Here is a 13,235-nt window from a genome sequence, read left to right on the forward strand (position 1 = left end):
AGCCTGTGGAACACTCGTGGCCATGTCCGACCGTCCATCGTCCGCCGGTTCCGCATCCCGCCGGGGCACCCGTCTACCCGTCCGCACCTCGGTCGCGCTGGCCGCGGCCGCGGCGGCCCGGTGGGCGTCGCGCGCCACCGGCCGCGGCAAGGGGTCGATGATCGGCGGCCTCGTCGCCGCCAAGATCGACCCCGAGATCATGCGCCGCCTCGCGGCCGGCAAGCGCACCGCGATCATCACCGGCACCAACGGCAAGTCGACGACCACGCGGATGGCCGCGGCGGCGATGGCCGAGCTCGGCGAGGTCGCCACGCAGGCCGACGGCGCGAACATGGACGCCGGCATCATCGCCACGCTCACCCTGACCCGCACCGCGCCGTACGCCGCGCTCGAGGTCGACGAGCTGCACGTGCCGCACGTCAGCGACGCCGTCGACCCCGAGGTGCTGGTGCTGCTGAACCTCTCCCGCGACCAACTCGACCGGGTCGGGGAGATCAACATGATCGAGCGACGGCTCCGCGAGGGCATCGCGCAACATCCGTCGACGACCGTCGTCGCCAACTGCGACGACGTGCTGGTCACCTCGGCGGCCTTCGACGCCCCGAACGTCATCTGGGTCGCCGCCGGCGCGAGCTGGGTGGGCGACTCGGTGAGCTGCCCTCGCACCGGCGAGCCGATCGTGCGGTCCGGGGACGGCTGGCGGTCGACCGGGGACGAGAACTTCCGCCGCCCCACCCCGCAGTGGTGGTTCGACGACGAGAACATCTATGGCCCCGACGGCTTCTCCGCCCCGATGACCCTCTCGGTGCCCGGTCGGGCGAACCGTGGCAACGCGACGCAGGCCGTCGCCGCGGCCGTCGCGATGGGCGCCGACCCGGCCAAGGCGGTCGCCGCGGTCGGCACCGTGGGCGAGGTCGCCGGGCGCTACGGCGTGCACCAGATCGGCAACCACTCGGTCCGCACCCTGCTCGCGAAGAACCCGGCCGGCTGGCAGGAGGCGCTGTCGATGATCGACCAGGACGCCGACGGCCTGGTGATCGCCGTCAACGGCCAGGTCCCCGACGGCGAGGACCTGTCGTGGCTCTGGGACGTGCGCTTCGAGGCCTTCGAGACGATGCAGGTCGTCGCCTCCGGCGAGCGTGCCGCCGACCTCTCGGTGCGCCTGCTGTACGCGGGTGCCGAGCACACCACCGTCCCCGACCCGATGGAGGCGATCGCCTCGTGTCCGCCGGGGCGGGTCGAGGTGCTGGCCAACTACACCGCGTTCCGCGATCTCGGGGTCGCGATGGAGCGCGCCGCGCGGGCTCGGAAGGGCGAACAGTGAGCGAGTCGACTCTCCGGATCGGGCTGGTCCTGCCCGACGTCATGGGCACCTATGGCGACGGCGGCAACGCCCTCGTCCTCAAGCGGCGCGCGATCATGCGCGGCATCGACGCCGAGGTCGTGCACATCACCCTCGACGACCCGGTGCCCGATTCGCTCGACGTCTACACCCTCGGCGGCGCCGAGGACTACGCACAACGCCTCGCGACCCGCCACCTCACCCGGTATCCGGGGCTGCAGAAGGCTGCGGCCGCGGGACGCCCGGTGCTGGCGATCTGCGCCGCGATCCAGGTGCTCGGCCACTGGTACGAGACGTCCGCGGGCGAGCGGGTCGACGGCATCTCGCTGTTCGACCTGACCACGTCCCCGCAGGAGAAGCGCGCCATCGGCGAGCTCGTCACCGAGCCCGTCCACCCCGCGCTCACGCAGCCGCTGACCGGGTTCGAGAACCACCGCGGCGGCAGCAGGCTGGGCTCCGACGCGAAGCCCCTCGCCCGGGTCAAGCACGGCGTCGGCAACGGCGTCGGCGACAGCACCGAGGGAGTCGTGCAGGGCAGCGTCATCGGCACCTACATGCACGGCCCGGCCCTCGCCCGCAATCCCGAACTCGCCGACCATCTCCTCGCGACCGCTATGGGCGTCGATTCGCTTGCCCCGCTGGATCTTCCCGAGGTCGACCGGCTGCGCCGGGAGCGCCTGGCGGCGGGACGCCGCCGCTAGGACGCCTCTGGCGAATCGCCCCACACGCACTCTGATCGTGGGGCAGGATGTGCACCAACCGACGTGTGCGAGTTACGGAGGTGCACCGTGACCGAGAACCGGGTGCTGCACGTGATTCAGCACGCCATCCTCACCTGCGAGGACGGCGTGTGGACGGGGCGATACGGCGGAGAGGACTGGTCGGTGATCGCCGGTTCGCACGACGAGGTCCTCGAGCAGATGGTCGAGACCCTGCACCGCCTCGGCGACGACGACGAACACCGATGGCGGATTATCTCGCTGGCCGAGGCGGTCGCCGCGGGCGAGCGCACCGAGGAGGGCTTCGAGGCGCGCTTCATCGATCGCGAGAGCTACGAGAACCGGGTCATCGAGGCGATGGAGTCGCAGTTCGAAGAGGAGTAGCCCGCCCTCCGGTTCACCGGCCCGCCGTATCGATCCCCGCCGTATCGATCCCTGCCGACCGTGCGGCCGCCGCGAGGACCTCGACCAGCATCTCGGCGGTCAGCCGCCCGGTGAAGGTGTTGTGCTGGCTGACGTGATAGCAGCCGAACACCTCGAGGGCCGCATCGCCGCGCGTCAACGTCGTCGAGACCCCGTGCCCGAACTTCGGTGCCGGCCTCGGTACCGTCCAGCCCAGCGCGGCGAACGTGCGAAGCGTTGACTGCCAACCGAATTGGCCGAGGGTGAGCACGGCCCGCACGCTGGGGGCGAGGAGTTCGAGCTCGGCGTGCAGCCACCGGGCACAGCGATCACGCTCGTCGACGGTCGGCTTGTTCTGCGGCGGGGCGCAGTGCACGGGGGCGGTGATGCGGGTCTCGACCAGCTCCAGGCCGTCGTCGAGGGACACCGAGTGCGGCTCGTTGGTCAGGCCCGCGGAATACATTGCCGCAAACAGGAAGTCGCCGCTCTGATCGCCGGTGAACATGCGGCCGGTGCGGTTGCCGCCGTGCGCCGCGGGAGCGAGGCCGACGATCAGCAACCGCGCGTCGGCCGGACCGATCCCCGGCACGGGGCGTCCCCAGTACTCCTCGTTCTCGAATGCGCGGCGCTTCTCGCGCGCCACCTGCTCGCGCCATGCGACGAGTCGCGGACACGCGCGGCAGTCGATCAGGTCCGCGTCGAGTTCGGCGAGATCGCGGTACCGCCGCCGTCGTCGGGTGGCCATGTCCCGACCCTAGCGGCCCGGGAGCCGCCGGATACCGGACCGCCCCAGACCGATGTCGCAGACCGGTGTCACAGACCGCATCTCACGGACGGTCGAGCACCACGCAACGCTCGCGGGTTCGGTCGACGGCGAACCAGCCGCGCTCGAACTCCTGCCACTGCTGAAGGTGCTCGCGGGACGTCTCGCCGTCGCGTGCCACCGCGCGTTCGAGGCGTTCCTCGGCGGTGCCACCGTCGAGCCACAGGGCGTGCGTCAGACGCTCGGCGATACGCCGGCGCGCCGACGACACGCCCTCGATGATGAGCAGGGGCTGCCACTCGACCCAGACCGCCGGGCCGGGGGTCGCCACCCCGTCGTGCCACACCCTCGGACGGTAGCGGTAGTCGCGGCGTCGGACGAACGAGTGCAGGATGTCGGCCTCCAGTTCGGGCCACCACGCGACCGGATTGTCCCAGGTCGCGAAGTCGTCGGTGCGCACGAGCGTCACCCCGGTCCCGCGATCCCGCAGACGCTCCACCAGCTGGTCGGCGACCGTCGACTTGCCCGCGCCCGACGGGCCGTCGACGGCGACGATCCCGGCGTCGAGCTGATCGGCGAGGTCGTCCAGACGGGTTTCGACGACCGCGGCGTGCGGCCTGAGCGACGAGGTCATCGCCCGGCTCAGGCGAGGACGCGCCGGCCCGAGAGTGCCCGGCCCAGGGTGAGCTCGTCGGCGAACTCGAGGTCGCCGCCCATCGGGAGGCCCGATGCCAGACGCGTCACCGACAGACCGGGGAAGTCCTTGAGCATGCGCTGCAGATAGGTCGCGGTGGCCTCGCCCTCGGTGTTGGGGTCGGTCGCGACGATGACCTCGGTGACGTCGATGCCGTCGGCCTGGTTGCCCAGACGGCGCAGCAGCTCGCGGATGCGCAGCTGGTCGGGGCCGATGCCCGACAACGGGTCGAGCGCGCCGCCGAGCACGTGGTAGCGCCCGGTGAACTCCTTGGTGCGCTCGATCGCGTGCACGTCCTTGGGTTCCTCGACCACGCAGATCTTGGTGGCGTCCCGGCGCGGGTCGGAGCAGATCCGGCACAGCCGGTTCGCCGCGACGTTGCCGCACTCGGCGCAGAAGATCACGTCGTCGCGGACCCGGCCGAGCGCCGCGATCAGTCGATCGATCTCGGACTTCTCCCCCGCGAGCAGGTGGAACGCGATGCGCTGCGCGCCCTTGGGACCGAGACCCGGCTGCTTGGCCAGTTCGTCGATCAGATCCTGGATCGGTCCTTCATACATCGCGTGGTGTCCGGGTTTCGTTCGGGAGCCGTCGGAAGTGAGTCGTCAGCGTCGGGCGGGCCGGCTCAGCCGCCGAGCCCGGGGATGCCGCCGCCGAGACCTCCGGCCAGCGGACCCATCTTCTCGCTGGCGAGCCGCTCACGCTTGCGCGAGAGGTCCTCGAGCGCGCCGAGCAGCAGGTCCTGCAGGGTCTCCACGTCGTCGGGGTCGACGATCTTCGGGTCGATGGACACCTTGGTCACCTCGCCGGTGCCGTTGCCGGTCACGGCGACCAGGCCGTTGCCCGCGCTACCGACGATCTCGGCGGACGCGATCTCGTCCTGGGCGGCGAGCAGCTTCTCCTGCATCTGCTGTGCCTGGGCGAGCAGACCTGCCATGGGGTTCTCGCCGCCCTGGCCGCCGCCGAACAATGCGCTGGGATCGAAAGGTTGCGTCACGGTGTCCAGCGTAGCCGCCGGGTCAGCGCAACAGTCGGTCGACATGCGCGGCGATGTCGTCGACGGTCGCGTCGTCGACCGGACTGACCTCGAAGGACAGCACGCTGTCGCCGAAGAGACGGCCCGCGCGGGGCGTCAGCGAGAACTCGAACCGGTCGTCGACCCGGCGCCACTCGACAATGCCGCCGTAGACCGGCGCGCTCGCCCCGGTGGTCACGCAGTGCTCGTCGGCCCGGGGCCCGCCGGTGAGATCCCGCTGGATCTGGAAGCACGCCATCGACTCGTCGTCGATGAACACGACGGCCTCACACCCGAGGTCGGGGTGCCGCTCGTAGGACGCTCGGATGCTCACGGTGGCCAGGGTAGATCCTCGGCCGCTGCCGTGAATCGCTCCCGCCCGCGAATGGACCCCCCGAAAAGCACCCCCGGGAAGGAGCGGATGGCGATGGGGCATCCGCTGAGCGCTGGAGGGCGGAGTTCAGGGACGGTTCTCGGGCAGCACCGACCGCCGGCTCTCGTACCGCCGGTGCGTGCCGTCGATCGGGTCGGTGAACTCGAGAGCGTGCGCGACGAGCCGCAGCGGTTCGGAGAAGTCGCCGTGGTCGGGACGTTCGGCGAGTTCGGGACGGACCTCGGGGTACAGCGGGTCGCCGACGATCGGCACCCCCAGCGAGGCCATGTGCAGCCTCAACTGGTGGGTGCGGCCGGTGTGCGGCACCAGCCGGTACACGCCGCCGTGCGCGGTCCGCTCGACCAGGGTGATCTCGCTGATCGCGTTGACCGGACCGGCCACGACGCGGGCCCGCAGGTCGCCCGCGGTCTTCTCGATGCGGTCGGAGACGGTGACCGTGTCCGCGAGCCGCTCGTCGACGGGAGCGAGCGCGCGGTACTCCTTGCGCGCCCGGCGGGAGGCGAAGAGATCCTGGTAGGCGGCCCGCACCTCGGGTCGCAGGGTGAACAGCAGCACCCCGGCGGTCAGGCGATCGAGCCGGTGCGCAGGCGAGATGGTCTCGCTGCCGAGCTCCCGCCGCAGCCGCACCAGCGCGGTCTGGGTGACGTGCCTGCCGCGCGGCATCGTGGACAGGAAGTGCGGTTTGTCGACGACGACGATGTTGTCGTCGCGGTGGAGGATCTCCACGTCGAACGGGATCGGGACCTCCGCCGGCAGGTCCCGGTACAGATAGATCGAGGTGTTGACCTGCGACGGAGCGTCGAGGTCGACCGGCCGGCCGCCGGCGTCGACGATCTCACCGGCCGCTGCCCGGGCGCGCAGGTCCGCCGGCGTGAGTCCGGCGAGGGACGGCGACTGCAGCAGCGCCTCCCCGACGGTGGTGTCGGGACCGGCCCGCAGCACCACCCGCGTCGAGTCGACTCCGTCCCGGATCGGGAGCGGTGAGGGTCGCGCCCGACCGCGCCTGCGCCGGCTCAGTTCTCGAGACGCTTCTTGAGGTTGCCGAGGACCTCCGCCTGGATGCCGTTGAGGGCCCGGGGCGCGAAGGTGCGCTCGAAGAATCCGCCGATGCCGCCCGAGCCGTTCCAGGTGGTGGTGGCCGTCACCTTCGAGCCGTTGCCCGACGGCGCGACGGTGTAGGTGGTGACCATCGACGAGTTCGCGTCACGTTCGGTGACGGTGTCGGGGGTGACGCTGACCTCGGCCCGGACGTCGCGCTGTCGCTTCTCGGTGGCCTGCAGTATCCAGTGGACGACGGTGCCGTCGCCGTTGCCGCCGCTGATGACCTCGTAGTCGCGGTAGTGCGAGGAGAGGATCGCCGGACGCACCTCGGCGTAGTCGGCGAGGGCACCGATGACGGCATCGGGAGCGGCCGAGATGTCGATCGACTGCGATGCGGTTATCTGGCGCACGTTTGCACTCTCCTCCGGGACCAAAGATTGGCGGGCGAACTGATCAGGTCCTAGGCTAGCCGGGTGAGCTCTGGGCTGGAGATGGGGGGAGAGGCATTTGACCAGGGGGTGTCCACCCTGCTGGCCAGTTATCGTGCCATTCCTCCGAACGCGACAGTGCGGCTGGCGAAGAAGACGTCCAATCTCTTCCGCAAGCGCGCAGCCAATCCACATCCCGGGCTGGACGTCTCCGGGCTCGATCGGGTGATCTCGGTCGACGCCGAGAACCGCACCGCGGACGTCGCGGGGATGTGCACCTACGAGAACCTCGTGGCCGCGACCCTCCCCTATGGTCTGGCCCCGCTGGTGGTGCCGCAACTCAAGACCATCACCCTGGGCGGCGCCGTCACCGGGCTCGGGATCGAGAGCACCTCGTTCCGTTCCGGGCTGCCGCACGAGTCGGTGCTGGAGATCGACATCCTCACCGGCGACGGCGAGATCATCACCGCCACACCCACCAACGAGCACGCCGACCTCTTCTACGGGTTCCCGAACTCCTACGGCACGCTCGGTTACTCGGTGCGCCTGAGGATCGAGCTCGAACCGGTCAAACCGTTTGTCGCACTCCGCCATGTGCGCTTCACCTCGATCGCCGACCTCCAGGCGACGATGGACCGGATCGTCACCGAGAAGACCTACGACGGCGAACGCGTGGACTATCTCGACGGGGTCGTGTTCACCGCCTTCGAGTCCTATCTGACGCTCGGTCGCCAGACCGACGAGGAGGGCCCGGTCAGCGACTACACCGGGAAGGACATCTACTACCGGTCGATCCAGTCCAAGACCACCGACCGTCTCACCATCCACGACTACCTGTGGCGTTGGGACACCGACTGGTTCTGGTGCTCAAGGGCTTTCGGCGCGCAGAACCCGAAGATCCGCCGGTGGTGGCCGAAGAAGTACCTGCGCAGCAGCTTCTACTGGAAGCTCATCGCCTACGACCACAAGTACAACATCGCCGACCGGCTCAACGCCCGCAAGGGCCTGCCGCCCAACGAACGGGTCGTCCAGGACATCGAGGTGCCGATCGAGCGCACCACCGAGTACGTCGAGTGGTTCCTGGAGAATATCCCGATCGAGCCGATCTGGTTGTGCCCGTTGCGCCTTCGCGAGCCGGCCCTCCCGGGTTCGGACCCGGTGCGCCCCTGGCCGCTGTACCCGCTGGAGCCGCGTCGCACCTACGTCAACGTCGGCTTCTGGTCGGCGGTGCCGGTGACCCCGGGCAAGCCGGGCCACACCAACAGGCTCATCGAGCGCAAGGTCGCCGAGCTCGACGGCCACAAGTCGCTGTACTCCGAGAGTTTCTACGAGCCGGACGAGTTCGACGAGCTCTACGGCGGTGAGAGTTATCGGCTCCTGAAGAAGCGGTACGACCCTCGCGGCCGCCTTCTGGACCTCTATGCGAAAGCGGTGAAACGCCAATGACGACATTCAAGGACGCACCGGCCGGTGCGGACTCGCACTCGGGCAAGATGTCACTCGCCGAGATCTTCGAGACCCTCCTCGGCGGCAACCTCTCCATCCGCATCTCGGCCTACGACGGCAGCACCGCCGGCCCGGCCGACGCCCAGTACGGCCTCAACCTGAAGACGCCGCGCGGCACCACCTACCTCGTCACCGCACCCGGCGACCTCGGCCTGGCCCGCGCCTACATCGCCGGCGACCTCGAACTGGTCGGCGCACACCCGGGCGACCCCTACCCCGCGCTCAAGGCGCTGGCCGAGGACCTGTCCTTCCACCGCCCGTCGCCGCTGCAGCTCGCCCAGATCGCACGGTCGCTGGGCATCGAGCACTTCAAGCCGATCGCCCCGCCACCACAGGAGGCCGTCCCGCGCTGGCGCCGCTTCGCCGAGGGCCTGCGCCACAGCAAGGCCCGCGACGCCGAGGTGATCCACTACCACTACGACGTCTCCAACACGTTCTACGAGTGGGTCCTCGGCCCGTCGATGACCTACACGTGCGCCGTCTACCCCGACCGCGACGCGTCGCTGGAGACCGCACAGGAGAACAAGTACCGGCTCATCTTCGAGAAGCTGCGACTCAAGCCGGGCGACCGCCTGCTCGACATCGGTTGCGGATGGGGCGGAATGGTCCGTTACGCCGCCAAGCGCGGGGTGAAGGCGCTCGGCGCGACGCTGTCGGCCGAGCAGGCCGAGTGGGCGCAGAAGGCCATCGTCGACGAGGGACTGAGCGACCTCGCGGAGGTGCGCCACAGCGACTACCGCGACATCACCGAGTCCGGCTTCGACGCGGTCTCCTCGATCGGCCTGACCGAGCACATCGGCGTGAGCAACTACCCGGCGTACTTCGGCTTCATGCGCGACAAGCTGCGCACGGGCGGCATGCTGCTGAACCACTGCATCACCCGGCCCGACAACTCGAGCCGCGCCAAGGCGGGCTCGTTCATCGACCGCTACGTGTTCCCCGACGGCGAGCTCACCGGCTCGGGAAAGATCATCTCCAAGCTGCAGGACATCGGCGGCATGGAGGTCATCCACGAGGAGAACTTCCGCGAGCACTACGCGATGACGCTGCGGGACTGGAACGCCAACCTGGTCGAGCACTGGGACGAGGCGGTCGCCGAGGTCGGCGAGGGAACCGCCCGCCTGTGGGGCCTGTACATGGCCGGATGCCGGATCGGTTTCAACCGCAACATCATCCAGCTCCATCACGTGCTGGCGACCAAACTCGACGAGCGCGGCGGACACCAGGTGCCGCTGCGTCCGTGGTGGAACGCCTGACGGGACAGATCGACCTCGTCGACGGGGCCGCCTCCACGCCTGTGTGAGTGCGGTCCCGTCGCGTATCCGCCCCGATCACAGACGAGGAGTCCAATTGGGTTCGCTGCGTGCAGGCGACGTCCTCGCCGGATACACGATCATCTCCGAACTCGGTTCCGCGGAATGGGTACCGTGTACCTGGCCCGCCACCCACGCCTGTCCCGCAACCAGGCGCTCAAGGTCTTGGACTCGGCCCTCGGCGCCGACCCGTCGTTCCGCGACCGGTTCCGCCGCGAGGCGCAGCTCGCCGCCCGCCTCGACCACCCCAACATCGTCGCCGTGCACGACGCGGGCGTCGACGACAGCGTCATGTGGATCGCGATGCAGTACATCGAGGGGACCGACGCCGCCGAGCTGCTCCGAACCGCGCCGGCGCCGCTGCCCGCCGACCAGGCGGTCGACATCATCGCGCAGGCGGGTGCCGGACTCGACCACGCGCACGCCTTCGGGATGCTCCATCGTGACGTCAAGCCCGCCAACATCCTGGTGGCCGAGAACATCGGCCCGCGCGGACGTCCCCGGGTCCTCGTCGCCGACTTCGGAGTCGCCCGTCTGCTCGACGACGCCGGAGGGCTCACCGAGACCGGCATGGTCGTCGGCACCCTGGCCTACGCGGCGCCGGAGATGTTCGCCGCCGCCGAGCTCACGCCCGCCGTCGACATCTACGCCCTCGGGTGCGTGCTGTACGAGCTCCTGACCGGCGAGCAGGTGTTCACCGGCCGCGACGCGCTCGCGCTCGTCAACGCCCACGGGACGACGCCTCCGCCGCGGGTGACCGCGCTACGGCCCGACCTGCCCCGGCCATCGACGACGTCGTGTTCCGCGCGCTGGCGAAGGACCCGGCTCAGCGTTTCCCGAGCTGCGCCGATCTCGCGGACGCAGCGCTGGCCGCACTCTCGGACGCCGGCCGGGCCACGGTCGTCCCCGACCACCCGAACGCGCCGGGAACACCGGCAGTGGACCTCCGCAAGCACCCGTCCCCTCCGCCCACCGACCACCGCCCCGCGCCGGAGACACTCCTCTCCGACGCCCGGTCACGCACTCCCCTGCCGTCCGCAGCCGACCAGGGCGCGCCGGAAACGCTTCTCGCCCGAGCCCGGGACCGGACTCCCCCGCCGTCCGCGCACCGCACGCCCCGGGCACAACCCCTGCCCGCGTCCCTCGGCCACTGACAGCACCCGAACGCCGCGCCGCCGCCGACTCCGTATCCCGCCGTGCACGGCGAGCCGCCCGCGCATGCAGCGCCACCCGCGCACACCGGGCCCGCCCGCCCGGAACCGCCGCGCCGCCGAAACCCGCTGCCGTACATTCTCGCGGGCTGCGCGGTGCTGCTCGTCGTCGCGATCATCGCGGTCGGCGCGGTGTACCTGATCGGCACGGGAGACGACGACCGTGCGGGTCCGGCGACGTCGACCCCGCGTCGCGCAACCCACGCCCGGCGACGGGCGGCCGGCCCCCGTCCCCCAACCCACGACCGTGAATCCGCCTGCGGGCGCGCCGTTGACCGGGACCTGGCGCGGGGCGGTGACCGGTGACGACAGCGGTTTCGACGTCGTGGTGACCTTCGCGGGGTCCAATCCGGTGCGGTCCACCGTGGAGTATCCCCAGATCCCTTGTGCCAGAACCTGGTCCGAGGAGTCGAGGCGGGGTGACACGATCAGCCTGGTCGAGCGGGTCACGAGCGGCCCCTGCGTCACGTCGCAGATCACGCTGGATCGCCGACCCGACGGAACGCTCGGCTTCCGGTCCGACTACTTCGCCGAGTCCCGGGGCAGGACGCTGACCATCTACGCCACCCAGCGACGGGCGTGACCAGCGCCGGACGAGCGGTCAGGCGAGCGGGACGTCGATGATCGGACGCCGCACGTCGGCGCCGGGGCCGTCGAAGTGCCACCACTCACCGGGGTAGACCTCGAGTCCTCCGGCGGCCATCGCTTTTCGCAATCGCGCACGTGCCGCCTGTGCCGACGCAGAGACCCCCTGCGTGGCGTACGCGGTGGCGTTCGGGGTGAACGAGTCGAAGTCGGTGCCCATGTCGACCGGGCACAGACCGGGACCGACGCGGCGGTGCACGGGGCAGTTCGGGTTCCGCGCGGCGAGGGTGACGTCGACCGAACGTCCCGACTCGTGGCTCGTCGAGTACGGGCCGGGCGCGGCAACCCACGCCGGATCGGGGACCTTCTCGAACATCCGCTGCTGCACCGAGTGCGGCCGGTAGCAGTCCCAAAACACCAGAGTCTCGCCGCGTGCCCGCAGGTTCTCGGCGGCGGTGCGGAGTCCGGGTACCAGCGAGTCGTGCACGAGGCACCGTGCGTTCGCGGGATAGAGCCGCTCACCGACGAAGTTGCGCGGCGTCGCGTATCGGAGATCGACGACCGCGTCGGGCACTGCGGTACGCACGTCGACGAAGCCGAGTGCCCGCGCTCTGTCGTCCACGGCGGGCCGCGGGGTCGGCGAGAACGACTGCGGCGCAGGCGAGGCCGGGCTCGAGTGCACAACTCCCGAGGTATCGGGCGCCGACCGTGTCCCGGCCGCCGGGGGCTCCTCGCCCGGCGTTGCGCCCGCACATGCGGCGGAGAACGCGAGCGCCATCGCGGCCGACACGGCGACCATTGCTGCGCGCCGGGCAGATGACAACACCATCTCAGCGTTCTACCACGCCGACCGCGCGGGCCGGCGGATCACTCGATCGGCCGGGCACCCAACTCGGACTTGAGCAGCTCGAGCGCGACCTGATCGGGATCGAGGCGTTGGTCGGGGCTGGCGGTCCGGGCCTCGGCCACCATCTCCGCGCGTTCGTCCTCGGGGATGTCCTCGTCGGCGCGTGGCGGCTCGGGTTCCTCCGGCTCCGGCGGCGGCTCGGGCGCCGGGGCCGAGGGCGCACCCTGGCTCCGCCCTCGGCTCGGCCGAGAGAAAGACGGCTTCGGCTTGGGCTGCTGCCTCGGCGCCGGTCCGCCGCCCCTGGCCCCCGCCGGTGCGGCGGCTCCCGGAGGCTGGTGCACGGTGCGGACGTCGAGCGGCACGCCGAAGACCTCGGCGAGCGACTCTCGGATGATCGCGACCGCATGCGGCGCGGAGAGACGTCCGACCAGGACCTCCACCGGATGGGCGAGCACCACGGTGTCGCCCTCGAGCGCGACGATGACCGCGGCCGACAGCATCGGCTCGAGGCTCTTGGAGCGTGACCGCACCGCGGCGCGGATGTCCTGGTAGCGCTTGCTCACCGTCTCGAGGTCGAGCCCGCCGGACGGCGCCGGCTCGGGTTCCGGTTCCGGGGTCCGCGCGGGCTCCGGCGGCCGGGGTCGGGCCGGCATCGCATCGGGCGGCGGCACCGAGTACTCGTCGACCGGCTCGTCCGGCAGCGGGATGTCGTCGTAGTCGGCGGCCGGTGCCGGTTCCGGGACAGGAGCCGGCTTCGGCGCCCGGGTCTCGGGTCCGCTGCGCTCGGGACCTCGGGCTTCTGTGCCGGTGATCTCCGGGCCACGGGTTGCGGGGCCACGCGACCCGGGGCGGGGCGACTCGGGGCGGGGCGACTCGGGGCGGGGCGACTCGGGGCGGGGCGACTCGGGGCCGGGCGCCGGCGCATCGGCTGCGGGCCGGCGTGACGGCGGTTCGGGCGAGGTCGGGGTGCCCGCG

At 70.9% G+C, this 13,235-nt stretch carries 15 protein-coding genes and 1 pseudogene; 7 read left to right on the forward strand and 9 right to left on the reverse strand.

Translation table 11 applies throughout. The features are described from left to right. The first annotated feature begins 22 nt into the window (after positions 1–22). The 3 genes from GP2_RS16285 to GP2_RS16295 all read left to right on the forward strand — a co-directional run bounded on the left by GP2_RS16285 (position 23) and on the right by GP2_RS16295 (position 2,445). On the forward strand, positions 23–1,324 hold the full coding sequence (locus GP2_RS16285) for a MurT ligase domain-containing protein (RefSeq protein ID WP_040527292.1): 1,302 nt from the start codon (positions 23–25) through the stop codon (positions 1,322–1,324). Further along, positions 1,321–2,043, forward strand: a complete 723-nt coding sequence (locus GP2_RS16290; protein WP_006901632.1) for a type 1 glutamine amidotransferase — start codon at positions 1,321–1,323, stop codon at positions 2,041–2,043. Before GP2_RS16285 ends, GP2_RS16290 begins: the two co-directional genes overlap by 4 nt. An 87-nt stretch (positions 2,044–2,130) precedes the next feature. After that, on the forward strand, positions 2,131–2,445 hold the full coding sequence (locus tag GP2_RS16295; protein WP_006901633.1) for a hypothetical protein: 315 nt from the start codon (positions 2,131–2,133) through the stop codon (positions 2,443–2,445). Positions 2,446–2,458: 13 nt separating this feature from the next. Here GP2_RS16295 and GP2_RS16300 read toward each other — a convergent pair whose 3' ends face one another. The 7 genes from GP2_RS16300 to GP2_RS16330 form a co-directional block, all read right to left on the reverse strand. After that, complete coding sequence (locus GP2_RS16300; protein WP_006901634.1) at positions 2,459–3,208, reverse strand: uracil-DNA glycosylase; 750 nt, start codon at positions 3,206–3,208, stop codon at positions 2,459–2,461. Between the two features lie 82 nt (positions 3,209–3,290). Then, positions 3,291–3,860, reverse strand: a complete 570-nt coding sequence (locus tag GP2_RS16305; RefSeq protein ID WP_006901635.1) for a uridine kinase family protein — start codon at positions 3,858–3,860, stop codon at positions 3,291–3,293. Positions 3,861–3,868: 8 nt separating this feature from the next. After that, entirely contained in the window at positions 3,869–4,480 is a 612-nt protein-coding gene (gene recR, locus GP2_RS16310) for a recombination mediator RecR (RefSeq protein WP_006901636.1), read from the reverse strand. Positions 4,481–4,545: 65 nt separating this feature from the next. Continuing rightward, entirely contained in the window at positions 4,546–4,962 is a 417-nt protein-coding gene (locus tag GP2_RS16315; protein WP_006901637.1) for a YbaB/EbfC family nucleoid-associated protein, read from the reverse strand. Continuing rightward, entirely contained in the window at positions 4,940–5,269 is a 330-nt protein-coding gene (locus GP2_RS16320; protein ID WP_006901638.1) for a hypothetical protein, read from the reverse strand. Before GP2_RS16320 ends, GP2_RS16315 begins: the two co-directional genes overlap by 23 nt. A gap of 126 nt (positions 5,270–5,395) precedes the next feature. Continuing rightward, positions 5,396–6,274, reverse strand: a complete 879-nt coding sequence (locus tag GP2_RS16325) for a pseudouridine synthase (RefSeq protein ID WP_006901639.1) — start codon at positions 6,272–6,274, stop codon at positions 5,396–5,398. A 68-nt stretch (positions 6,275–6,342) separates the two neighbouring features. After that, positions 6,343–6,780 carry an SRPBCC family protein gene (locus GP2_RS16330; RefSeq protein WP_006901640.1) on the reverse strand — a complete coding sequence of 146 codons (438 nt, stop codon included), beginning with the start codon at positions 6,778–6,780 and terminating at the stop codon, positions 6,343–6,345. Between the two features lie 81 nt (positions 6,781–6,861). Here GP2_RS16330 and GP2_RS16335 point away from each other — a divergent pair, with 81 nt between their 5' ends. From GP2_RS16335 to GP2_RS16355, 4 genes are all read left to right on the forward strand, one after another. Continuing rightward, positions 6,862–8,244, forward strand: coding sequence for an FAD-binding oxidoreductase (locus GP2_RS16335; RefSeq protein WP_040527276.1), 1,383 nt, complete (start codon positions 6,862–6,864; stop codon positions 8,242–8,244). Next, on the forward strand, positions 8,241–9,560 hold the full coding sequence (locus tag GP2_RS16340; protein ID WP_006901642.1) for a class I SAM-dependent methyltransferase: 1,320 nt from the start codon (positions 8,241–8,243) through the stop codon (positions 9,558–9,560). The genes GP2_RS16335 and GP2_RS16340 overlap by 4 nt, the downstream gene beginning before the upstream one ends. 162 nt (positions 9,561–9,722) lie before the next feature. Continuing rightward, complete coding sequence (locus GP2_RS21340) at positions 9,723–10,970, forward strand: serine/threonine-protein kinase (protein WP_006901643.1); 1,248 nt, start codon at positions 9,723–9,725, stop codon at positions 10,968–10,970. A 105-nt stretch (positions 10,971–11,075) separates the two neighbouring features. Continuing rightward, positions 11,076–11,411, forward strand: coding sequence for a hypothetical protein (locus GP2_RS16355; RefSeq protein WP_157211714.1), 336 nt, complete (start codon positions 11,076–11,078; stop codon positions 11,409–11,411). An 18-nt stretch (positions 11,412–11,429) separates the two neighbouring features. Here the strand turns inward: GP2_RS16355 and GP2_RS16360 are convergent, their stop codons facing one another. Then, positions 11,430–12,242, reverse strand: coding sequence for a M15 family metallopeptidase (locus tag GP2_RS16360; RefSeq protein ID WP_006901645.1), 813 nt, complete (start codon positions 12,240–12,242; stop codon positions 11,430–11,432). A 38-nt stretch (positions 12,243–12,280) separates the two neighbouring features. Continuing rightward, positions 12,281–13,235: pseudogene (locus GP2_RS16365) on the reverse strand (DNA polymerase III subunit gamma and tau); the annotation flags it as partial.

The sequence above is a fragment of the Gordonia paraffinivorans NBRC 108238 genome, from assembly GCF_000344155.1.
Taxonomy (GTDB): Bacteria; Actinomycetota; Actinomycetes; order Mycobacteriales; family Mycobacteriaceae; genus Gordonia; species Gordonia paraffinivorans.